Raw genomic sequence first — 23,810 nt, 5'->3', positions numbered from 1 at the left:
ATTTATTACATAAATTTGTTTATTGGTATAGTTATGTTTGCAAAAGGCGCCGTATGAAATAATAATTAAGCTCTAAAAGATTAAAAATGCTCTACTCAAAAACAGCGCAGAATAAAGAACTCTGAAAGAACAAAGGAAGCATTTATTACAACTGTTTTTCCAGTATAATAATGATAAAAGAAGAACATTATAAAAAAGGAGACGATGGATGAATTTATTAACGAAAAATACGTGGCAACAACATTTAGGATATGCTGTAAAAATCGGGATTGGCAGTGCATTGGCGATTTTATTGGCCGAGCTGCTTGGCTTGAATTATGCGGCTTCAGCGGGGATTATTACTTTGTTGACCATTTCCACAACCAAAGTCCAAACGTGGCGTCTATGTGTGCAACGGGTGGGGACTTTTTTGGTAACTGTATTATTGGCTTTTTTGATTCAACCGATTCATCATCTGGAATGGATTAGTTATGGCGTGATTTTGGTTTTATTGGCATTTGGTTTAAGTGCCCGCAATCTATTGCCCACATTATCTGTCAATGCCGTGGTCCTGACTCACTTAATTGCGGGAAATGCCCTCACGTCTACTGCTATTTTCAATGAATTTTGCTTATTAGTTATCGGTTTGGTGATTGCTATTGTCGTCAATCACTTCCAACATTATGAAAGTCAAAAAAAGTATTTGGATTACTGTCGCCAGACGAGTGAAAAGAAGTTCAAAGTAATTTTTGAAAAATTAGCTGTTTATCTAGCAAATAGTGAGATACAAAACCATGTCTGGGATGACATTATTAATCTAGAAAAAGAGCTCCATCACTACACGCAAGTGGCATTTGCTTATCAGCAAAATCGCTTGCCCGTAACAGATGACTTTTATCTTGACTATTTTGAAATGCGGACCCAACAATGTAATGTATTGCACAACCTGCATTACGAAATTAAAAAGCTACGTTTAATTAAACGGGATTCGGCTGTTATTGTGACATTTTTAAATGAAATTGCCACTCATTTTGGTGAGTTGAGTCAGCCCATCCACCAGTTACAGATGGTCGATCAATTGGTACAAAAAATGGAAGAAACCCCATTACCGCAAACAAAAGAAGAATTTTTGCGTAAAGCCCGCCTATACCATATATTGATGGATTTAGAAGAGTTTCTTATTTTTAAAAAGCGCTTTTTACAAAAGCATCATCCTGAAAAAGTTGCAGCATATGAAGCAGAACTTGCTATAGAAGAATAACGAATGTAGACGCAGCAGACGATAAAATATTTTTTGACGTTTGATGCATCTATTTTATTTTTGCGATAGTGAGGAGGCGCATAGGTTTTTGATGCCAATAAATGTTAATCAAAGTTTTTTTATTAACAGAAATATCAGAAAATTCGCAAATTTGTGTTGACGTATCCTTTAGAATCCTTTATCATTGCTAGCAATAACACAAATGCGAGGATAAGATAAGTACAGATGATGAGTTTCACAGAGAGCTTCGGGTGGTGAGAAGAAGTAGACAAGGGCGTCTGGAAAATGGTCTTTGAGCAAGGAACTGTAAGTTTTTGACAAGCAGTTGACGGGTGTGCCCGTTACAGCACAGTAGTATGAACACGTACTACAATGAGGTCAGATGAAATATCTGATGAATAAAGGTGGTAACACGGAAGCTTGTGCTCCCGTCCTTATTTTGCTTAAGCAAGATAAGGACGGGAGTTTTTTATTGCTGAAAGTTTTATCACGCTAAAAAGGTAGTGAAATGAGGAGGAAAAAAGATGAAATTAAAAAAATTTGTAACAGGGGTTATTACTTTAGGAGCACTGGTAACATTAGCGTCTTGTAGCAGCGGCAATGAAAAAAACGCACAAACAGCTGCTGATGGTGCGGGAAAAGAAGTTGTGGTGGGGGTAGCGCCGGGACCTTACGGAGATATGGTGACAGCTGTTATTTCGCCGCTGACTGAAAAAGAGGGGTATAAACTCACGACTAAACTATTTAATGATTATGTCCAGCCTAATAAAGCCCTTGCGTCAAAACAAATTGATGCGAATTTATTTCAACACACCGCTTATCTGGAAAAATTTTCAGCGGATAACAATTTAGATTTAACAGCTATTGGTACGGTTCCTACCTTGGGAATGGGAATTTATTCTAAAAAAATCACCCGTTTAGCAGATGTAAAAGATGGGGCAACTGTAGCTATTGCCAATGATGCTTCTAATTTAGCGCGGACGTTACAATTGTTAGAAGCCAATAATTTAGTCACCATCAAAGCTGATATTGATGAAACCAAAGCGACAGTAGATGATATTGCGCAAAATCCTAAAAATTTGGAATTTAAAACTTTAGATGCTGCTCAATTGGCGCGTGCTATTGATACCGTTGATTTAGCGTTAGTCCCTGGGAATTTTGCCTGGGCGGCAAAACTAGATCCGGCAGATGCATTGGCCTTAGAAAAGTTAAAAGAAGAATATAAAAACGTATTTGTCGTTCCCACTGCCGATAAAGAGGGGAAGTTAGCGAAAGCGGTGGAGAAAGTCTTAACCAGTCAAGCATTTAAAGATGCCATTGCCAAATCAGACTTTAAAGACTTTGACAAACCGGCTGATTGGCAATAAACGTCTTAAAGAAAGGACAGTTTTGGGTATGGATAAAATCGTTTTGGAACATGTCACTGTTAATTTTAGTCAGAAAAAAAAGAATTTTGCTGCAGTGGATGATGTCAGTCTTACTATTAAACAAGGTGAAATTTTTGGTGTTGTCGGACTTAGTGGGGCAGGTAAGAGTACTTTGATTCGCACGTTAAATTTATTACAACGGCCAAGCTCTGGGAGCATAAAAATTGATGGGACAGAAATTACCCAGCTACCAGCAGACAAAGTGCGTAAATTGCGGCAAAAAATTGGGATGATTTTTCAGCATTTCAATTTGATTCATAATAAAACAGTTGGTGAAAATATTGCTTTTGCCCTGAAAGCGGGAAATTACGATAAAAAAGCTTTACCAGAACGGATTAAGGCATTATTGGATCTAGTTGACTTAGGGGACAAAATGGATAGTTATCCTAATCAGTTATCTGGGGGTCAAAAACAACGGATTGGCATTGCACGAGCGCTAGCAAACAACCCGGAAATTTTACTCTGTGATGAAGCTACAAGTGCGCTAGATGTCGAAACAACAGAAGAAATTTTACGAATTTTAGCTGAAATTAATCAAAAGCTGGGCATTACAATTGTGTTTATTACACATGAATTAGAAGTAGCCAAAAAATTGTTTCAGCGCATGGCGGTGATGGAACGTGGCAAAGTGATAGAGGTGAACACGACCTATAATATTTTTGCCAATCCCAAGGCAGGCATTACGCAAAAATTAGTTGGGCGATACTTAAATTTACATTTGCCAAGTGAACTTTTACCTGACTTGGCGCAAGGACGTTTAATTGAATTGCGCTATCAAGGTGACAACACGCTCGCTCCTTTAATTACAGATGTCGCTAAACAATGGGATGTTGCCATTTCAATTATCCATGGCAAAATTGAATACATTCAAAATGACGTGATCGGTATCTTATTAGTATATGTAACTGGTGATAAAGAAGCGGTAGAACAGGCATTTTTGCAATTATCCCAAAAAGTATTTGCGACAAAAGAAATTAAGGAGGCAATCTGATGGCTGAAACAGTAGAAATTTTACAAAATCATTTGCCTAAAGCGTTGGCAGATACTTTTTATATGGTCGCTGTCGCAACTATCATCGGCGTTGTTATAGGGGGCTTGATTGGCTTACTGCTATTTTTAGCCAATAATGTTTTGTTTTATCAAAACATTATTTTGCACAAAACAGTTGGTTTTTTGGTCAATGCCATTCGCTCGCTACCATTTTTGATATTACTTGTTACGTTAATTCCTTTTTTAGCGGCCATTTTAGGAGATCCCTATACACCAACAGGAGCTGCAATCTCGTTGTCTATTGCAGCCATTCCTTTTTTTGCCCGGGTCGCAGAAGGAGCCTTTGCTGAAGTAGAGGCGGGTATTTTGGAAGCCAGTGTGGCACAAGGGGCTACCACAAAACAAATTGTGTTAGGTGTGATTATTCCAGAAAGTTTGCCCGGATTAATTCGCGGCGTCGTATTGACGATTATTAGTCTGCTTGGCTATTCCGCTATGGTAGGTACAATTGGCGCTGGTGGGATTGGAGATTTAGCGATTCAGTATGGCTATTACCGTTATGAAACAATGGTTTTAGTCGTTATTATTTTGCTATTGGTCATTGTCGTACAACTGATTCAATGGGGTGGAGATCGCTTAGCACAATACTTTACCCATTAATTTTTAGCCTTCAAGTTAGGAAGTGAAACATGTGGACAAAAACGTACCAGCAGAATATTTACAAAATAAAATAACCGGCGAAATGGGGAATGCCGCGGGTATTTTTTATCCCACAAATACAGCAGAAGTTGTTGCCTGCGTCAAAAAAGCAAATGAAAAAAAACAAAAAATAATTACGATTGGTGGCTTTACAGGCTTAACAGGAGCTACTTTTGCCAGCCAAGGCGAAGTATTACTTTGTTTAAAGAAAATGCAACAAATTATTGAACTTGATCCGCAAACATTAACTTTAACCGTTGAAGCCGGCACAAGCTTACAAGCTATTCAAACTTATTTGGACAAAACACCATACTTCTATGCACCGGATCCTGGTTCTAAAGAAGCAACCATTGGGGGAACGGCTGCGACAAATGCCGGTGGGATGCGCGCAGTAAAATATGGCGTGACCCGGGATAACGTGCGGGGGATGGAAGTTGTTTTAGCAGATGGAACGCTGCTTTTAGTTGGCGATTTGAATAACAAAGCCAGTTCCGGCTATGATTTAAAAGATTTATTTATTGGTTCAGAAGGAACATTGGGAATTATTACCAAATTACAATTAAAATTACGACCAAAACCCGCTACCGCTCAAAGTATATTAATTGGTTTTAGTAATTTAGCAGCGTTAGCTCCAGTAATTTATCAAATTTTAGCTTCCGGCATTACCCCGACAGCCTTAGAATTTTTTGAAAAAAGTGGGTTAACGTATGCTAGTAACTTGCTGGAAATTCCAGTACCAAGTGTAGCCGGCGCTGCTTTTTTATTATTAACTGTTGATGGGAATAAAAAAGAATGCCAAGAGCAAATTGATAGTTTAAAAGAATTATTAATAGCCGCCGATATAGTAGCTTTTAGCACTTTAACTGACACAACAGCAGCAGAAATTTGGCAATTGCGCGGTGCTATTGTGTCAGGTGTAGAAGCGATTAGCATTCAAGAACCACTGGATATTGTGGTACCGATTAATCAAATTACCAGCACGATTTTATATATGAAAAAATTGGCGCAGCAATTGGAATTAGCCGGAGTCTTCTTTGGACACGCTGGGGATGGCAATATTCACGCTTGCATTATGCGACAAAATTTAAGTGATGTGCTTTGGCAAAAACGTTTGGAAAGCTTTTTAAGTCAGCTTTACCGGGAAATTGCAGCAAGAGGGGGATTGCCTTCTGCTGAGCACGGAATTGGTTTATTGAAGAAAAAATATTTTATTGAAAATATTGCTGCAGAAAAATTGAAACTTATGCAGCAAATTAAAACAGCTTTTGATCCCATGGGATTATTAAATCCTGGTAAAATATTTGACTAATTTTAGGAGTGTCTCCATGAATGGAGACACTCCTTTTACTTAAAAAGAATATTGTTTTCACAAGGAATAAGGAGAATATGCCAAGGTTATTGATCTCGCTATGGGAAGGATCTCTAGAGCACTAACCTGAAATTTCAAGAGATGTAAGCGTGATTTATCAAGGTTTCGTTGGATTGTTTGAAATCTGAGTAAGTCTGTTTGCTTTTTTGTTGGTTTATATACATAATATTGATTTATTTTGTATTTTATGACGGTATTTTAAAATAAAAGTTGCTATATTTTGTATATTTATGTATAGTGATAAAAATTAAGGTGGGTGATTTTATGACATTTCTGTTTTCCAATTATCAAAGGAAATCTTATGAAATTATGGCGGGCTCTGGCAGTTTTTTAATTGATGATACAGGAAAGCGATACTTGGATTTTACCAGTGGCATTGGGGTTTGTAATTTAGGTTATAACAATCAACGATTAAACGCAGCATTAAAAAGCCAAGTAGATCAATTGTGGCATACGCCCAATCTTTATCAAAATCACTTGCAAGAAGAAGTCGCGGAAAAGCTTTGTCGCAATTACAATTACTTAGCTTATTTTTGCAATAGTGGAGCAGAGGCAAATGAGGCAGCGATTAAATTAGCACGTAAAGCGACTGGTAAGAAGCAAATTATTACCTTTTGGCATTCATTTCATGGGCGAACATATGGCGCGATGTCTGCTACTGGACAAAAAAGTATTCAAAAAGACTTTGTACCCTTAGTTCCTGACTTTATTCATCTACCTTATAACGAATTTGAACCTGTAAAAAAAGCCATAAATCACAAGACAGCAGCAGTGATGTTGGAAGTTGTACAAGGCGAAGGGGGGGTACTGCCAGCAAATAGAAAATGGTTAGCCACAGTAGCAAAATTGTGTCAAAAAAATAATTGCCTTTTAATTGTCGATGAAGTCCAAACAGGAATCGGCCGATGTGGGACTTTTTTTGCATTTGAAGATTATGGCATTGTACCAGATATTGTCACTCTGGCGAAAGGTTTGGGAAATGGATTTCCAGTAGGTGCAATGTTAGCCAGAAAAGAACTTGGTGTAGCCTTTGGTCCTGGTAGTCATGGTTCAACTTTTGGCGGTAATAAAATGGCAATGACAGTAGCCAAAATGGTTATCAATGAAATAGCCGAACAAAATATTTTGGCAAATGTTACTGCTCGCAGCGAAGAACTATTCTGGGGCTTAAAAGAAATTGACAGTCCACTGATTAAGACAATTCGCGGGAAGGGACTAATGATTGGGATCGTTTTAAAAGATGCGGAGATGTTACCACTCGTCTTGACAGCGTTAGAGGAAAAGGGCTTACTCACTTTACGCGCTGGAAAAAACGTTTTACGTCTTTTGCCACCTTTGACAATCACCAAAAGCGAGATTAATCACGCCTTGCATATTTTATCGGAGATGTTTTCTCAATGGAAATAACAATATACTGTGTTTAAAAGCATTTTTTTCCTTAAGTTTAATATTTTTTATGTGCGTTTTTGTATAAAAATATAAAAAATAGCTAATTAATTAATAAAAAACCATTGACCTGTTAAACGCTTATGTTTATAATCAGATTAATTTAATAACTTTTGTTTTATTGAATGATTTTTGGAAACGAGGTGACAAAATGATGAAAGCAGCCATAATCGGTGTAACCGGGTATACAGGCTTAGAATTGGTCCGGTTAATTCAAAGACATCCGATTTTACAATTGGGGACTTTACACAGCCATTCGCAACATACAGCAAACAGTGTAGCCTTTTATCCCCATTTACAAGGGCTTGTAGAACAAGCAATTACTCCTTATACACCTGAAAAAGTAATGGCAGAAAATGAGATCGTCTTTTTTGCAACTCCAGCAGGCGTCACTAAAAATGAAGTCGCAGCTTTTGCCGCCGCCGATTTTCCCGTCATTGATTTATCAGGTGATTTACGTTTAAAAGATGGTGAAGTTTATAAAAAATGGTATAAAAGCGTACCTGCCAAAAAGGAATTATTAAAAAAAGCACAATACTGTTTACCTGAATTTATGGAGACTAAACCGGGGAACTTGATTGCCAATCCCGGATGCTACGCTACCGCAGCACTTTTAAGTGCGATACCGTTAGTAAAAGCCGGCTTGATAACGGATATGCCTCTTATTTTTGACGGGAAATCAGGCTTAAGCGGTGCGGGAAAATCTCTATCAGATCATAGTCATTTTGTTACCGCTGATGAAAACATGACACTTTACAAATTAAACGAGCATCAGCATATTCCAGAAATTATCCATGGTTTGCAACAATTTGATTCGTCTTTAAAGACAATTCAATTTACTACTAGTCTAATTCCCGTCAAACGAGGGATTCTGATGACTCTTTACGCCAAAATAAAAAAAGATGTTACAGAATTAGAACTTTATGAAGCTTATACTTCTTGTTATCACAACCGTGACTTCGTCCGAATGCAGCCACTTGGCAAGCTGCCCCAGTTGCGCCAAGTGGTGGGTACCAATTTTTGTGATATCGGGATGGGATTGAATCCCCAAACCGGTATTTTAACCGTGGTAGGTGTCATTGACAACTTAGTCAAAGGTGCCAGCGGCCAAGCGCTCCAAAATTTTAATTTGTGGGCGCAATTAGACGAAGACACAGGTTTAAAGGATATCCCCCTTTATCCTTAAAAGGAGCGAAAAGCAGATGCAAAAAATTGATGGAACGATTGCCTCCCCCAAAGGTTTTTTTGCCGATGGTAATCATTGTGGTTTAAAGTACAAAAATCCCGATATCGGTTGGATCTACTCTCAAACCCCGGCCACAGCAGCGGGAGTTTTTACTACTAATCAAGTTAAAGCAGCAACAATTATTTATACAAAAGAAATTTTATTAGATGGACAATTACAAGCTGTTGTAGTCAATTCCGGCAATGCCAATGCCTGTACTGGGACTCAAGGGTTAAAAGATACACAAAAAATGGCAGCACTAACTGCTGAAAAATTAGAAATTGTCCCAGACCTAGTAGCAGTAGCATCAACAGGAATTATCGGTAAGGCACTCCCGATGGAAAAAATTGCGATGGGAATTAAAAGCTTACACAAAGGAGATGGCGAGAATTTCGCCAACGCCATTTTGACCACCGATACATTTACTAAAAATGTCGTTTATCAGACAGAGATTGAGGGTGTCTGTATTACCATGGCTGGCTGTGGCAAGGGTTCTGGAATGATTCATCCCAATATGGCGACGATGTTAGGCTTTATTACGTGTGATGCAACGATTTCGAGTCTTACTTTACAACAATTACTTTCAGAGCTAACAGAGGTCACCTTTAATCAAATTACTGTGGATGGGGATACTTCCACGAATGATATGGTACTTATAATGGCCAATGGTGAAGCAAAAGCGGCAGAAATTCAGGTGAATACAGCCGGCTATGAGCAGTTCAAAAAACTTTTGCAAACCGTAATGGAAGATTTAGCTCAAATGATTGCAAAAGATGGGGAAGGTGCTACGAAATTAATTGAAGTTGTAACAAATGGAGCACCAGATGATTTTACTGCCCGCATGATCAGTAAGTCTGTAGTGGGCTCACCATTGGTCAAAACGGCGATTTTTGGTAAAGATCCTAACTGGGGCCGTATTCTTTGTGCAATTGGCTACAGTGGCGTCCCAATTAATCCTGAAGCCATTAAAATAGAATTGGGCAATCAAATTGTTTATGAAAATGGAATTCCAACTGTATTTGACGGCCAGTTAATGGCCGCAGAACTTTCTAAAGCAGTTATTAAAATTTTTGTCACATTACATCAAGGGTGGGGACAAGGAAAAGCTTGGGGCTGTGATTTGACTTATGATTACGTCAAAATCAATGCACTCTATCACACATGACAATTTTAAAATCAAATTAGCAAACGATTTTAAAATTAAAGGAGTGAAAAAATGGAAAATAGTGAGGTCATTGTAATTAAAATGGGCGGCGTCGCTTCTGATAACTTGGGTGACGCTTTTTTTCAACAATTAAGGCAGTGGCATAAAGAAAATAAAAAAATTGTGATCGTACATGGGGGTGGGCACTATATTTCCAAAATGATGACATTAATGAACTTAAAGGTCGAAGTAAAAGACGGATTACGTATTACTGACAAAAAAACGTTAGAGCTCACCCGAATGGTGCTTTTGGGACAAGTTCAACCGCTGATTACCACTGCTATCCAAAAAGCCGGTCTCCAGCCAGTAGGTTTAAATGCAGGCTGTAATCAGTTAATTCAAGGCGATTTTATTGATCAGGAAAAATTAGGTTATGTTGGAAAAGTCACACAAATTGCCAATGAACTGCTAGAAATATTATTTTGTGCACAACAAATACCTGTTATTGCCCCTTTAGGTGTTACAGCAAAAGGGCAGTGGCTAAATATTAATGCTGACGAAGTTGCTTGCCAAGTAGCAGCCAGTCTAAAAGCAGACAAACTTTTTTTATTAACCGATGTACCAGGTATCAAGCAGAAAAATGAGTGGCTAGAGGAAGTAGATTTACTACAATTAAACCAATTATTAAAAGAAAAGATTGTTACCGGTGGTATGGTACCCAAAATAAAAAGTGCGCAAAAAGCCTTGTTGGCTGGCGTCCACTCCGTTTGCATTACAGATGCGATTAATAGTAAAGGAACCCATATTTTAAACCACATACACGCCCTTTCTTCTGTATAAGCATAAATTCTGCCATTAAAAAGAGGCAGAATTTTTTTATAGACATCCTTTTTAAGTCAAATAATCAAAAAACGTCATTTCATCAGATAATTTTGTATTTTTTTTCCGAAAAAGTGATAAAATGCAATTTGGTATAATGTTTAAAGACGAGTTTGCAAGCAAACACGTTTGTTATTTGAAAACAAGAAGGGATATCATTTGCGACAAGACTGTTTTCTAAGTACAATAATCTTGTCGGAAGGGGAGTAAAGAAAAATGGCTGAATTTGCACTATCGGCGGCGGGGCTTGAAACCGTGGCATTACGCGTTAAAAATCGGAACTTAATGATTGAATTCTACCGAGATATTATTGGTTTTAATTTGAAAAGAGAAGAAAATGAATTAGCAATCTTTGGCAATACTAAAGTTAAAAGCGAACTGTTATGGTTGGAAGAAAGCCCTTATGCAGATGACCATACAGGGGAAATTAAGAAACTACAACGGTTGTGTTTGGTAATTCCTTCTGAAAATGAAATGGCAGATTTAGCGCAACGGTTTGTTAAAGCAAACTATCCCATTAAAGATGCCTTAACAGATGAGGAATCGACTGGAATTTTAGTAGCAGATCCAGAAGGCAACCAGTTAGAAATTTATTTTGGCTCTAAAAAAGAACATCAAAATCCGGTAAAGCTCGATCTTAGTACTTTAGCAAAAAAAGCAACCGGGGAATTCCCGCAGCTATCAGAAGACGTTCATTTTGACAAAATCCATTTAAATACCAGTCGCTTAAAAGAACAACAAGACTTTTTAGAAAATGTAATTGGATTGAAAGTTCAAGATGAAACAAGTGGCATTTTAGCGTTAAATGGTGGGAATTTTCACGTAGGATTGTCCGCTGGAGAAGGTGGCACTTTAGATCTTACAACTGATGATGTTTTAGGCTTGGATTTTTTACAATTCCGTGTGCCGCAAGCTGATATTTTGGCGTTGGCAGATCACTTAAAAAATAGCGAGATAGAATTTTTCATCGATCGCAAACAGCAAATTATTACAATTTATGATCCGACCGGAATTGAATGGTGGTTCATAAGTGAAGAGAAAAAACGACACTAATTCTTAAATCTGGACTTTTCGTCCAGATTTTTTTTGTCCTAGGTAAAGAGATTATATGATTTTCATGTAGCACCTCTCTATGGAGATAAGTCAAAATTTTGGAAATATGAGAGCCATTTATCTAGATTCTGGCTTGTTGCTAGATAAGTAAGCGAGTGGCTTCAGCCTTTTTATGTCTGTTTTTATCTGCAGATTTCTAAGTTAAACGATAATAAATAATTTTTTTTAGATATGCCAACGACTATCTCGTTGTTTTATGAAAAGTAATGGTAAAATCAAAGAAAAATGATAAAAGGTGAAAAGATGTATCCAAAAACCAAAGCATTCATTCAAGCGCAGTTGGAAGCGGCTATTTTTCCTGGTGTAGCTTTTGCTTTTATTGAAAAAGAGGCTATAGAAGAAACCATCTGGGGGCAACAGATGATAGTCCCTCGTCCAAAACAGCTGCAAAAAGACATTTTATTTGATGTGGCTTCATTAACAAAAGTAGTTTGTACAACGAGCGTCATTTTACGATTAGTAGAACAAGGACGTCTTGATGTGGATCTACCTTTAAAAAATTACTTACCGACTTTTCAAAACCATCAGATTACATTGCGACATTTACTGACTCACACCTCAGATATTCAAACGTGGATAAAAGATCGTGATCAGCTAAATAAAGAGGAGTTAAAAGCGGCTTATTTAAAACTGCAGCCAGGAGAAAATTTGGGTAAAGTGGTGCAATATACCGATGCTGGAACAATTTTACTGGGCTTTATGTTAGAGGAAATTTATCAAAAATCAACGGTAGAAATTTTTTATACCGAAGTTTTAAACCCTCTTGGTATGAAGAATAGTATATTTTTGCCACCAGAAAGATTAAAGAGAAAAATTGCTCCGACTGAAGTTTTACCAGGTGGAACAATTTTACAAGGTGTGACCCATGATCCCAAGGCACGAGTGCTAAAAGAAGAAGCAGGCAATGCCGGTCTATTTACCAATTTAGCAGATTTGGAAATTTTTGCCCAAATGTATTTAGCCAAAGGCAAAGACTATCTAAAAAAAGAGACTATTGCCATGCTTTTAAGGGATCAAACACCCCATCATGACGGAAAACGATCTTTAGGCTGGGACTTAAAGGATACAAAAGATAGACAAAAGCGTCATTTGTTATTTCATACCGGCTATACCGGCACTTTTCTTTTATTAGATCCAAAAGAACAAAGTGCGTTTATCTTTTTAAGTAATCGTGTTCATCCTCATGACGATCGGGCTCTTTATTTGGAAAAAAGAGATGAAATACTGGCTTTATATTTAAAAGAAAAGGCTCACAAATTTGGAAAAGTGGTATAATATTTCAAGACAAGTTGTTATAAGTTATAAAGAGAAGAATTATTCTTTTTTAACACAAAATGAAATAGTACAACTAGGAGGAAATTGATAATGGAACCATTATTTATGAAACCTGTTTTTCAAGAGAAAATTTGGGGGGGCAATCGCCTACACACAGTTTTTGGTTTTGACCTGCCCAGTGATAAAATTGGAGAAGATTGGGCAATTAGTGCACATCCGCATGGGGTGAGTGTGATTGAAAACGGCGAATTTGCTGGTCAAAAACTAGATGAATTGTGGCAGAACCATAAAGAATTATTTGGCAATCCGACAGAGCCGGTTTTTCCTTTATTAATTAAAATTTTAGATGCAGAAGATGAATTATCGGTGCAAGTACATCCTGATGATGCGTATGGTATGAAACATGAAGGGGAACTGGGTAAAACAGAGTGTTGGTATATTATTGATGCTGAACCGGGTGCTGAAATTATTTACGGACACCATGCTAAAACAAGAGAAGAATTAGCTGAAATGATTCATGATGAACGTTGGGATGATTTATTAACACGAGTACCTGTTAAAAAAGGTGACTTTTATTATGTCCCAAGTGGCACGATTCATGCCATTGGTAAAGGTATCATGATTTTAGAAACTCAACAAAGCTCTGATACCACTTATCGTGTGTATGACTATGACCGTCAAGATGATCAAGGTAATACGCGAGAACTACACATTCAGCAATCCATTGATGTAACAACTGTTCCTGCTCGTAAACCGGAATTAAATGTAACAGAAGTAAAAAAAGGGCAATCAAGTATTATTACGTACTTAAAGACAGATTTCTTTAACGTGTATGAATGGCAAGTTAATGGTGAGCTTCATTTACAAGCCAATGCGCCTTATACGCTTTTGACAGTGATTGATGGTTTTGGCGAATTGAAAGTAAATGGAAAATCTTATGAAATGCCAATGGGCACCAGTTGTATTATGCCAAATGGTATTTCCAATTGGACCATTGAAGGCAAATGCAGCATTATCGCCTCCGAACCTGGCAAAAAAGAATAGTCTTCTACAGAGAAAAAATTCAGTCTAGCGGATTTTTTCTCTGTTTTTTTTGAATAAGAATTGGATTGTCATTTCTTTTTCCCATTTGATTTTAAGCAAATGAGAGAAGTGTTTTAGGAAGAATGGTAGCTGTGGGGTAAAACGTTAAAGGAGGAGAGGCTTTTGTTTTATGCACCATTACTTTTAACTGTAGTAGCAAATTTGTTGTATCATTTTGCCTCAAAAAGTGTAACTGTAAAAAGTAATTTATTTTTTTCACTCTTAGTTGTCTATGGGATTGCTTGGTTAATTTGTCTGGTGTCATTTTTGTTTCGCAGTGACAAAAATACTATCGCCCAAGAAATTCATTATTTGAATGGGGAACGATTTTATTAGGAATTGCGATTGTTTTTGTCGAAGTAGGTTATTTGTGGTTGTATCGAGTTGGTTGGCCGATGAGTGTGGCAGCAATTTTAGTGACAAGCTTGTTAACACTGCTTTTAATTCCGATTGGGATTTTTATCTTCAAAGAACCTTTTTCGTTAAAAGAGGCAGCTGGTATTTTATTTTGTTTACTTGGCGTCTATTTATTGCAATAGTAATTAAAAAAGCAGCTGGTAAAAAGGATTATGAAGAACCTTTTTTACCAGCTGCTTTTACTGAACTCAATTTAATTTTGTTAGATCTAAAACAGTTTCCCGTTGAATAAGTTGGTGAGGCACAATCACTTTAATGCCATCTGTCAGTTGTTGATTAATTTGTTCCATTAATTTTTGTGTAGCCATTTTTCCCAAGCGTGAGACATCCACATCTAAACTGGTGATATAAGGATGAACTAAGGTGGAAAAAATGGAATTATTAAAACTAATCAAAGAGATATCATCAGGAATTTTTTTGCCATACATTTGGACCAACTGCATAATACGCATCGCAAATAAATCATCAATCACGACAAGCGCAGTAGCTTTAGTAGCCTCTAAAGTATTTTCAAATAAAATATAATCTTCAGGAGCCTCAAATTTAACGGCAGCATGTGTAGTTAAATTTGCAATCATTAAGGCTTTTTGATAGCCAAAATAACGCTCAAAATAAAGATTTTCTCGTGTAGTATTTGTCACAAATAAAATATTTTTATGCCCCCGCTGAATCAAATAATCGGTTGCTTGTTTTCCTAATAATTGGTTGTCGTTATCGACAAAGATAATTTCACTTTCTTTTTGATAAGGCTGTCCAATTAAAGTAAAAGGAATTTTGTTATCCGCCAAATAAGCAATAACAGGATCGTGATTATCCGAATACGTTAAAATAAATCCGTCAACTTGCTTTTGTAAATGCATGCGTTTGACATTTTCCAAAAGCGTTTCAAAATTGTTAGCCGAAGCGACGGCGACTGACATATGATAAATGCTGGCTTCTTCGTTCACAGCTTCAATAGTTTCCAAATAAAAAGGATTGCCCAAACGCTCCTTTGAATCTAAAGGAGGCAAGATGATGCCAATGGCACTGGCAATTTGTTTGCCCAGATTTCGTGCAGTAACGTTTGGTACATAGCCTAATTCTGTCATAACTTTACGTACTTTTTTCTTGGTCTCTTCTGAGATGCTTGGGTGGTCGTTGATGACGCGAGAAACCGTGGAAGTTGCAACACCGGCTTTTTTAGCGACATCTTTTACAGTGATACTCATGGGTCTGCCTCCAAGTTTAATTGAAATGGATTCTTTTGCTATCATAGCAATTTTAACGCCAGAAAACTAGCCAAATTAACGGAATAATAACAGATACTTTTTTATTGTGCATTCACTACTTTGATTTCATAAAAATAATTGTTGTCATTTTAAAATGGAAAATCAGAAAACGCCCGCAGAGTGCGGGCGCAAGAACTAGTCTTTCATAGCAACTGTGATTTCGTCTGCTAATTCATAACTTTCATCATAAAGAGTCACAGATATGGCGTCACCAGAAACAAGTTTTAAGGTAACATTTTCTTTTTCAACTGTTACAGCCAACAAGCGACCGCGATAGTTAATATGAAAGGCATAACTTTCCCATTTGCTTGGTAAAAATGGTGCAAAAGAAAGTGTTTCGTGATCGGTTTTCATTTGTGCAAAGCCTTGTACAATGGCTAACCAACTACCAGTCATCGATGTAATATGCAAGCCGTCTTCAGTATCGTTATTGTAATTATCCAAATCTAGCCGGGCCGTGCGTTCGTACATTTCCAAAGCCTTTTCTTCCATGCCTAGTTCAGCTGCTAAAATAGCGTGAATGCTGGCAGAAAGAGAAGATTCATGGACGGTCATTGGTTCATAGAAATTAAAGTTTTTCCGTTTTTCTTCTAAGGTAAATTGATCAGAGAAATAATAAATTCCCTGCAGCACATCTGCCTGTTTAATAAAGCAAGAACGTAAAATTTTATCCCAAGACCAATGTTGATTTAAAGGTAAATCAGCTGGATTTAAATCGGTTACAGGCATTAAGTCTTTGTCTAAGAAGGTATCATGTTGGACAAAAACACCTAATTCTTCATCGACTGGCAAATACATATTGTTGAAGATGTCTTCCCATTGATCTTGTTCGCTTTGGGGAATTGAAACAGTCGCCACATCTTCAAAACGACGGTAATTTTCCAAGGTATATCGCAATACCCATGCAGCTAAAATATTGGTATACCAGTTGTTATTAATATTATTTTCGTATTCATTAGGTCCCGTAACACCGTGAATCATATATTTTTGGTGCCGTTTTGAAAAGTGAACGCGATCCGCCCAAAAACGCGCAATCGCAGTTAAAACTTCCAAACCTTCATTTTGTAAATATGTCTGATCACCAGTATAGTTGGTATAGTTATAAATCGCATACGCGATAGAACCATTCCGATGGATTTCTTCAAAGGTAATTTCCCATTCATTATGACATTCAATTCCAGTAAAGGTTACCATTGGATATAAAGCGCCGGCTAAACCTTGTTTTTGTGCATTAATATGAGCTTCTGGTAATTGATTGTGACGATATTTCAAAAGATTTTTGGTAACTTTTGGTTCTGCCAAGGCTAAATAAAGAGGTACCGCGTAAGCTTCAGTATCCCAATAAGTGGCACCACCATATTTTTCGCCAGTAAAGCCTTTTGGACCAATATTTAAACGTTCATCGTCGCCATAATAGGTTGAAAATAATTGGAATAAATTAAAACGAATACCTTGCTGTGCAGCTGGATCACCATTAATTGCCACATCGGCTAATTCCCAACGTTTCTTCCAAGCTGCAACTTGTTCTTCTTTTAAAACATCAAAACTTTCGCTATACGCAGTCATTAATTCATAAGCTTTCATCGCTTGGTCTTCTTCTGGCACATCACGACTGGTTAAAACGATAATTCGTTTTTCAAAATAAATGGTTTCGCCTGCTTTTGCTTCATAACGAAAAGATTGTGAAATCCCTAATGGTGCAGGTGTAGTTTCAAGGGCGGGCTGGTCGTGTTTCATCATAGCCGTCACGCTAAAACGTTCAATACCAAAGTTGTTTGGAATCGTTTGGACTGTTAAATAAGTACCATCACCTTGTGTACCACTGTCTTTTTCTTCCCAGAATAATTCATCATAGTTGCTGTCTTCATTGCGGACATTACTATCTAATGCAGAATCAATCGTAATTTCAGCAGCCCCAGTAATTACTTCAGCAGTTACTTTCAAAACAGCTAGTTCTTTTTTGACAATGGATAAGAAGCGTTCAAAATTAAAACGCACTGTCGCGTCAGCTAATTTAATCGTAAAGCGACGTGTTAAAATCCCCGTTTGCATATCTAGTTCCAAATGAAAGTCTTCGTGGGGGATTGTCGCTAAGTCAATGATTGTGCCATTGACGGTAATATTTAATTTTAGAAAGTTGATAGCATTAATGACTTTGCCAAAATAATCAGGATAGCCATTTTTCCACCAACCAACGCGAGTTTTATCTGGATACCATACACCTGCTAGATAAGTACCTAAATGATGGTCACCTGAGTATTGTTCTTCAAAATTTCCCCGCATCCCCATGTAACCATTACCAGTACTTGTCAGTGATTCTTGCAAGCGACGATTTTGTTTGTCAAAAGTTTTGGTAGTGATTTTCCAGGGGTCAATGTCAAATAGGCGCTGAATCTGATTCATTTTTATAATCCTCCTTGTGTTGTCTTCGTTAACTAAATAATAAACGCAATCGATTGCGCAAGTCAAGCAATAATTTGCAAAAAAATTCTACGAAAGTTTTTTTTTAACTAAAAAAAGAATTATTTTCCACTGAAGGGACTTTTTTGTTTATTCTCTAATTTATTTTGAAAACCTGGGTATAAATAAAAATCTAATTTTACCTTTACAGCAAAAACGAACTCCGCTATAATAATTTGCAACGAAACCGATTGCGTTGTTTGCGCAATTGGAAAAGGATGTAATTATTCATTGTAACAACGGGAAATTATTAAAGGAGTGAAGGTCTGTGAAAGAAAATCTGAAAAAATTAATTAGTTTTGAGTTTTGGCAAAAATTTGGTAAAGCATTAATGGTTGTCATAGCAGTTATGCCAGCTGCGGGCTTAATGATTAGTATTGGGAAAACAATTCCTATGATGAATCCGGAGATGGCGGCTTTAGTGACAACAGGTGGTGTAATTGAAAACATTGGTTGGTCCATTATCGGAAACCTTCATCTTTTATTTGCTTTAGCAATTGGGGGAAGTTGGGCCAAAGAAAGAGCGGGTGGTGCTTTTGCGGCCGGATTATCTTTCATTTTAATTAACCGTATTACCGGAGCGGTTTTTGGTGTGACAAGTGAAATGCTAGCTGATCCAGAAGCGTTAACTAAAACGTTATTTGGCACTAAAATTATGGTAAATGGTTTTTTTACCAGCGTTTTAGAAGCTCCAGCATTAAACATGGGGGTTTTTGTCGGGATTATTGCCGGGTTTGTAGGGGCGACAGCTTACAATAAATATTACAATTTCCGCAAATTACCGGATGCATTAGCCTTTTTCAATGGAAAACGTTTTGTACCTTTTGTGGTTATTTTCCGTTCGATTTTAGTTTCGTTAGCTTTAGCAATTGTTTGGCCTGTAATTCAAGCAGGTATTAATAATTTTGGTTTATGGATTGCACAATCACAAGAAACAGCGCCAATTTTGGCACCGTTTTTATACGGAACATTGGAACGTTTGCTCCTACCATTTGGGTTGCATCATATGTTAACGATTCCCATTAATTATACGGAATTGGGCGGTGCCTATACGATTATGTCAGGGGCACAAGCCGGACAACAAGTATTTGGCCAAGATCCATTATGGTTGGCGTGGGCCACTGATTTGGTTAACTTAAAAGGTCAAGGGGATATGTCTCAATATGAATATGTATTAAATCATTTTACACCAGCACGTTTTAAAGTTGGACAAATGATTGGTGCTTCTGGTATTTTGATGGGTCTAACATTGGCTATGTATCGCAATGTGGATAAAGACAAACGCAATGCTTATAAATCCATGTATCTTTCTGCTGCATTGGCTGTCTTTTTAACTGGGGTAACAGAACCACTAGAATTTATGTTTATGTTTGCTGCGGTTCCATTGTATGTGGTTTATGCAGTTGTGCAAGGGGCAGCTTTTGCGATGGCCGATATCGTTCATTTGCGAGTCCATTCGTTTGGGAATATTGAATTGTTAACCAGAACCCCAATGGCTATTAAAGCTGGTTTAGGGGGAGATTTGTTTAATTTCATTTGGGTAACGATAGTCTTTGGCGTCGTGATGTTTTTTATCGCTAATTTCTTAATTAAAAAATTCAATTTTGCTACGCCAGGACGTAACGGCAATTATGAAAATGATAATAAAGATGTCGATACCACTACTGTCACAGCAGATGGTAAATTGGATCCAAACTCCCAAATTGTGAAAGTTATCAATCTTTTAGGTGGAAAAGAAAACATTATGGATGTTGATGCATGTATGACGCGTTTGCGCGTTTCCGTCAAAGATCCTGCCAAAGTTGGTGGCGAGCCAGATTGGAAAAATGCCGGAGCGATGGGATTATTGGTGAAAGACAAAGGGGTTCAAGCTGTATATGGACCAAAAGCGGATATTTTAAAATCAGATATTCAAGATGCCATTGATTCCGGAATGGAAATTCCACAAACAGAAGTGATTGCTCAAATTAGTGAAGAAAAAGAACCCCAAGAATATAAAGGGGTAACAGAAACAATTGTTAACGTAGCAGATGGTGAAGTTAAGGCGATTTCAGCAGTGAATGATCCTGTTTTCTCTCAAAAAATGATGGGAGACGGTTTTGGTGTAGAGCCTAAAAATGGGATTGTCTATGCGCCTGTTTCTGGGACAGTTACCAGTGTCTTTCCTACGAAACATGCATTAGGTTTACTGACAGATAATGGCTTAGAAGTATTAGTGCATATGGGAATTGATACAGTAGACTTGAAAGGTGTGCCATTTACAGTCAATGTAAAAGATGGTGATAAAGTTTCAGCTGGCGATGTGATTGCTCAAATGGATTTAGCCGCCATTAAAGCAGCTGATAAGCAAACGACCATTATTGTAGCCTTTACCAATGCAGATGAAATTAAGTCTGTGACATTGACGAAAACTGGAGAACTTACAGGTAAAACAGAAGTAGCCAAAGTAGCACTGTAAATAGGAAAGGATTGCGCTAAAAGACGCTGCGTCTAAAGGTGCAGTCCTTTTTCTTAGGCATAAAAGTGTGCTATTCTTGAAAGAACAAAGATGGGAGCAATGAAATGAAATTTTTAACTTTAAATTGTCATAGTTGGCTGGAAGAAAATCAAGCAGAAAAATTAACACAACTTGTGCAAAATATTGCCACAAATGATTACGATGTCATTTGTTTACAAGAAGTTAATCAGCTGATGACCAGTGAAATAGCTGTTTTAGATGATTGGTTTATTCCCAGTAGTACAGATGTGACCATTCATGAGGACAATTTTGCTTTGCGTCTACAAGAACAATTGCAATGTCTAGAAAAAGACTATTACTGGAGTTGGTGCTATAACCATATTGGTTATGATCGCTTTTATGAAGGCGTCGCGATTTTAGCCAAAACACCTTTTTTTGCCAAAGATAGTTTGGTTTCAAAGACAAGTGATGTAGCGGATTATCATACCAGAAGAATTTTAACGGCTTTAACAGAAGTAGAAGGGCAGCTTCTTCAAGTAGTGAGTGGTCATTTTTCGTGGTGGACAGAAGGTTTTTCTTTTGAATGGGAAAAGACGCAAGCTTTTTTTGCAAATAATTCTTATCCTCTTGTTTTAATGGGGGATTTTAATAACCCAGCCCATACACCAGGTTATGAATTAATCTTAACAAGTGATTGGCAGCTGCAAGATAGTTTTTACGCGGCCACAAAACGAGTTGGCGACCACACAACTTTAGCAAAAATCGCTGGGTGGGAACAAAGTTCAGGAGAACGGATTGATTATATTTTTATGACCCCTGAATTTAAGGTAATTGATCATGAAGTCATTTTTGATGGTGACAAAACACCAATTGTGAGTGATCATTTTGGCGTGAGTGTTACGGCACAATGGCAGTAAAAGTATAAAAAAGCAACAGCCATCTGGGAGAAAAAAGATGGCTGTTGTTTTTTTAAATAAAGTGGGTGAGTAATTCATCTAGGGCTGAATCGGTAAAATCTTCAATTACAAGCGAAACACCTGGTAATGAAGCTAAAGTATCTTTTTTGACAGATGTCGCAACCGCAACTATTTTTGCTGGATTAGCATTATAAGCACTCGCAAGACCAGCGGGGGCATCTTCAAAAATGACACATTCTGCAACAGGAAGATTTAAGCGCGCAGCCCCTTTTAAATAAGGGTCCGGATCGGGCTTGCTAATCATAGTGCCATCGTCATAGACAACCTGATTCAGATCAAACCATTGTTTTAACCCCAGTGTTTCAAAATAGAAATCTAAATTTGTTTTACCTGAAGCTGTGGCGATGGTAAAAGGAATTTGGTGTTTTTGCAACCGGGTTAAAAATTCTGGCACACCTTTTAGCAAAGTATAATGGGGATCGGCCAAGCAGATTTTACGATAGATTGCTTCTTTTTCTTCTGCATAATCCTCAATTTCTTTTGATGTTAAGGGGCGGTTAAAAACATGTTCTAAAGTGTGTTTCGCATTTTTACCATGAAAATATCTGGCAAAGTCAGCATTAGAAACAGAGGAGCCGGTAACTTGAGTAATAAATGTTTGCCAAGCGTCTTCGTGTTTTTTTGTATCATTAATCAACGTACCATTAAAGTCAAAAAGCATGCCTTTCATAATCAACCTCCAAGGATTAAAAAGTATTTTGATAAACCATTTTTTTATTTAAATAGAGAAAAAATTACTCACTTAAATTTTAAGCATAGGCCGAATTGGCAGTGCGTATTTGATTGGGAAATAATTTTGCAACCCGATAAAAAGCCGCTAGTACATCTTTTGGGATAAATACAGGAGCGATAAAATTTTTGCCGGCTGGACCATAGCCGGTAGGAGTATTTTGCAGCCGACTTATTTCACCAAGCAGTAAAGTAATGTAGTGCTCCAACTCCCACATTCCCAAGAGGTTGCGGTCAAATTGTAGCTGATTGTTTTTGGTAATGACATTTACTTCATAGCTGGCGTAATTAATAACAGTGGTTTCAGGAGCAACTTTAGTTAATGTAGCTCCCATGCGGCGCTGCATCGTTGCATCTTGGCATAAAATCAGCGTATTGCTTGGCAGGTGATTTGTTGCCAATACCTCCAGTAGATTGGAAATGTTATTACCGCAATTAGTCGATTTTTCTTCTAAATAATCGGTGGTATGTTCTGTTTTTAGTTGCAGAATATCTTGAAACATTTTAGCTTCGCTAGCATTTTTTGTTTGGATTTGAGGATAAAAATGATTAATTTTTGAACGTAGCGCATCGGTGGTGTGGCCTTGGCCACCAACAATTAAGTAATGTTTGGCCACCTGGTTCTTCATGGCGGTTATCATGACATCGATTCCAGCTAAAATACTGCCGCCGAATAAAATAAAAGCGTCTGCTTTGGTTTTATTGTATTTTTGATAAAGAGCACTTTGCGATAAAGTAGTAAGATCTCGTACACCGCAAAAAGTGCTTAAAAGATTTAAATCATCAGCAAGAGTTTCCTTCATTTTCTATCTTCCTTTGGATTTACCCCATTGGGATGCTTGGGTAAGCCTTATTTTTGATAATTTACTATTAATTTTATTATACGCAAAAAAAGCTAGAATAGGGATGTTAGTTCCTTATTCTAGCTTTTTGTTTAAGGTGATTAATACCAGTCAGGTTTTTTGCCAGCAGTATTTGGCTTATTTACACCAAGGGATTGTTTGATATATTTGTTTGGTTCTTGCATAATTTCAGTCACGAAAGCGGCAATGCTTTTTCGTGATACTTCTGTTCCTTTAAAAGGTTCTCCTTTTTGGGTTAATTCAAAATCAACTTCGTCTTTATTGGTTAACCAAGCAGGTCGGATAATAGTGTAATCCAAATCAGAATTTTCAATGATCTCAGCTGCGGCAGCGTAAGTTTCCAAATAGCCACCATCTAACATTTGATGATTCCATTTGCCAAATTCGCCAGGGACTTCATCGTAAATGCCTAAAGTAGAAATCCAGACTAAACGCTTCTTGTTAGCAGCATCCATTGCTTTGACAATATTTTTGGCTTGGTCTTCAATATTTTTACCGGCTAAATTTGCGTACACGAAATCAACATCTACTAAAGCTTTGACTAAATCATCAAAATTAGCGGCATCGCCTTCCATCACTTCTTCATTTTTGCGGATATTTTGGATTCGGTTAGCATCGCGTAAAAATAGCCGAATCAAATTAGAAGAATCAGACGTTTCTGATAATTTTTCTCTGACAAGTTGGGCTATTTTTCCATGGGCACCTAAAATTAAAATTTTCATCTTTTTTCACCTCAATCAAAGCCTAT

General features: G+C 37.4%; 21 protein-coding genes and 1 other annotated feature. Of the genes, 16 read left to right on the top strand and 5 right to left on the bottom strand.

Annotation, left to right across the window (positions count from 1 at the left end; genetic code table 11):
* Positions 1–208: 208 nt before the first annotated feature.
* From RK01_RS08565 to RK01_RS13835, 14 genes are all read left to right on the top strand, one after another.
* Entirely contained in the window at positions 209–1,240 is a 1,032-nt protein-coding gene (locus RK01_RS08565) for an aromatic acid exporter family protein (RefSeq protein WP_016172898.1), read from the top strand.
* A 198-nt stretch (positions 1,241–1,438) separates the two neighbouring features.
* Positions 1,439–1,679: a binding site (T-box leader), on the top strand.
* Positions 1,680–1,764: 85 nt separating this feature from the next.
* A complete protein-coding gene (locus tag RK01_RS08560) occupies positions 1,765–2,607 on the top strand; it encodes a MetQ/NlpA family ABC transporter substrate-binding protein (protein ID WP_016172897.1) in 843 nt (280 codons plus the stop codon).
* A 28-nt stretch (positions 2,608–2,635) separates the two neighbouring features.
* Positions 2,636–3,658, top strand: coding sequence for a methionine ABC transporter ATP-binding protein (locus tag RK01_RS08555; protein ID WP_016172896.1), 1,023 nt, complete (start codon positions 2,636–2,638; stop codon positions 3,656–3,658).
* Complete coding sequence (locus tag RK01_RS08550) at positions 3,658–4,317, top strand: methionine ABC transporter permease (protein ID WP_016172895.1); 660 nt, start codon at positions 3,658–3,660, stop codon at positions 4,315–4,317. The genes RK01_RS08555 and RK01_RS08550 overlap by 1 nt, the downstream gene beginning before the upstream one ends.
* Before the next feature lie 31 nt (positions 4,318–4,348).
* Positions 4,349–5,665 carry an FAD-binding oxidoreductase gene (locus tag RK01_RS08545; RefSeq protein WP_016172894.1) on the top strand — a complete coding sequence of 439 codons (1,317 nt, stop codon included), beginning with the start codon at positions 4,349–4,351 and terminating at the stop codon, positions 5,663–5,665.
* Positions 5,666–5,989: 324 nt separating this feature from the next.
* Positions 5,990–7,132: an acetylornithine transaminase gene (locus RK01_RS08540; protein WP_016172893.1), complete on the top strand. Its 1,143-nt coding sequence runs from the start codon at positions 5,990–5,992 to the stop codon at positions 7,130–7,132.
* 193 nt (positions 7,133–7,325) lie between these two features.
* The gene (gene argC, locus RK01_RS08535) at positions 7,326–8,357 is read left to right on the top strand and encodes an N-acetyl-gamma-glutamyl-phosphate reductase (protein ID WP_034864860.1); all 1,032 of its coding nucleotides are present in this window, start codon (positions 7,326–7,328) and stop codon (positions 8,355–8,357) included.
* Between the two features lie 16 nt (positions 8,358–8,373).
* A complete protein-coding gene (argJ, locus tag RK01_RS08530; protein ID WP_016172891.1) occupies positions 8,374–9,561 on the top strand; it encodes a bifunctional ornithine acetyltransferase/N-acetylglutamate synthase in 1,188 nt (395 codons plus the stop codon).
* A 51-nt stretch (positions 9,562–9,612) separates the two neighbouring features.
* A complete protein-coding gene (gene argB, locus RK01_RS08525; protein ID WP_016172890.1) occupies positions 9,613–10,380 on the top strand; it encodes an acetylglutamate kinase in 768 nt (255 codons plus the stop codon).
* 255 nt (positions 10,381–10,635) lie between these two features.
* The gene (locus RK01_RS08520) at positions 10,636–11,472 is read left to right on the top strand and encodes a VOC family protein (RefSeq protein WP_016172889.1); all 837 of its coding nucleotides are present in this window, start codon (positions 10,636–10,638) and stop codon (positions 11,470–11,472) included.
* A gap of 303 nt (positions 11,473–11,775) precedes the next feature.
* Positions 11,776–12,807 (top strand): serine hydrolase domain-containing protein, encoded by a 1,032-nt coding sequence (locus RK01_RS08515; protein ID WP_016172888.1) that lies wholly within the window; start codon positions 11,776–11,778, stop codon positions 12,805–12,807.
* 87 nt (positions 12,808–12,894) lie between these two features.
* Positions 12,895–13,851 (top strand): mannose-6-phosphate isomerase, class I, encoded by a 957-nt coding sequence (manA, locus tag RK01_RS08510; protein WP_195516729.1) that lies wholly within the window; start codon positions 12,895–12,897, stop codon positions 13,849–13,851.
* A gap of 162 nt (positions 13,852–14,013) precedes the next feature.
* Positions 14,014–14,226 carry a hypothetical protein gene (locus tag RK01_RS08505; protein ID WP_016172886.1) on the top strand — a complete coding sequence of 71 codons (213 nt, stop codon included), beginning with the start codon at positions 14,014–14,016 and terminating at the stop codon, positions 14,224–14,226.
* Between the two features lie 38 nt (positions 14,227–14,264).
* Positions 14,265–14,429, top strand: coding sequence for a hypothetical protein (locus RK01_RS13835; protein WP_211212135.1), 165 nt, complete (start codon positions 14,265–14,267; stop codon positions 14,427–14,429).
* A gap of 66 nt (positions 14,430–14,495) precedes the next feature.
* Here the strand turns inward: RK01_RS13835 and RK01_RS08495 are convergent, their stop codons facing one another.
* The gene (locus tag RK01_RS08495; RefSeq protein ID WP_016172884.1) at positions 14,496–15,515 is read right to left on the bottom strand and encodes a LacI family DNA-binding transcriptional regulator; all 1,020 of its coding nucleotides are present in this window, start codon (positions 15,513–15,515) and stop codon (positions 14,496–14,498) included.
* Between the two features lie 195 nt (positions 15,516–15,710).
* Positions 15,711–17,978, bottom strand: coding sequence for a glycoside hydrolase family 65 protein (locus RK01_RS08490; protein WP_016172883.1), 2,268 nt, complete (start codon positions 17,976–17,978; stop codon positions 15,711–15,713).
* 337 nt (positions 17,979–18,315) lie between these two features.
* On the opposite strand from RK01_RS08490, the gene RK01_RS08485 reads away from it, so the two are divergent.
* Entirely contained in the window at positions 18,316–20,493 is a 2,178-nt protein-coding gene (locus RK01_RS08485) for a PTS transporter subunit IIBC (RefSeq protein ID WP_034864864.1), read from the top strand.
* A gap of 104 nt (positions 20,494–20,597) precedes the next feature.
* Complete coding sequence (locus RK01_RS08480) at positions 20,598–21,410, top strand: endonuclease/exonuclease/phosphatase family protein (protein WP_016172881.1); 813 nt, start codon at positions 20,598–20,600, stop codon at positions 21,408–21,410.
* A 52-nt stretch (positions 21,411–21,462) separates the two neighbouring features.
* Here the strand turns inward: RK01_RS08480 and RK01_RS08475 are convergent, their stop codons facing one another.
* The 3 genes from RK01_RS08475 to RK01_RS08465 form a co-directional block, all read right to left on the bottom strand.
* A complete protein-coding gene (locus tag RK01_RS08475; protein ID WP_016172880.1) occupies positions 21,463–22,140 on the bottom strand; it encodes an HAD family hydrolase in 678 nt (225 codons plus the stop codon).
* Positions 22,141–22,219: 79 nt separating this feature from the next.
* Positions 22,220–23,002, bottom strand: a complete 783-nt coding sequence (locus tag RK01_RS08470; RefSeq protein ID WP_016172879.1) for a hypothetical protein — start codon at positions 23,000–23,002, stop codon at positions 22,220–22,222.
* 140 nt (positions 23,003–23,142) lie between these two features.
* Positions 23,143–23,784, bottom strand: a complete 642-nt coding sequence (locus tag RK01_RS08465) for an NAD(P)H-binding protein (RefSeq protein ID WP_016172878.1) — start codon at positions 23,782–23,784, stop codon at positions 23,143–23,145.
* Between the last annotated feature and the right edge of the window lie 26 nt (positions 23,785–23,810).

This window comes from Enterococcus dispar ATCC 51266 (assembly GCF_000406945.1).
Taxonomy (GTDB): domain Bacteria; phylum Bacillota; class Bacilli; order Lactobacillales; family Enterococcaceae; genus Enterococcus_C; species Enterococcus_C dispar.
This window is presented reverse-complemented; position numbering and strand designations above follow the sequence as displayed.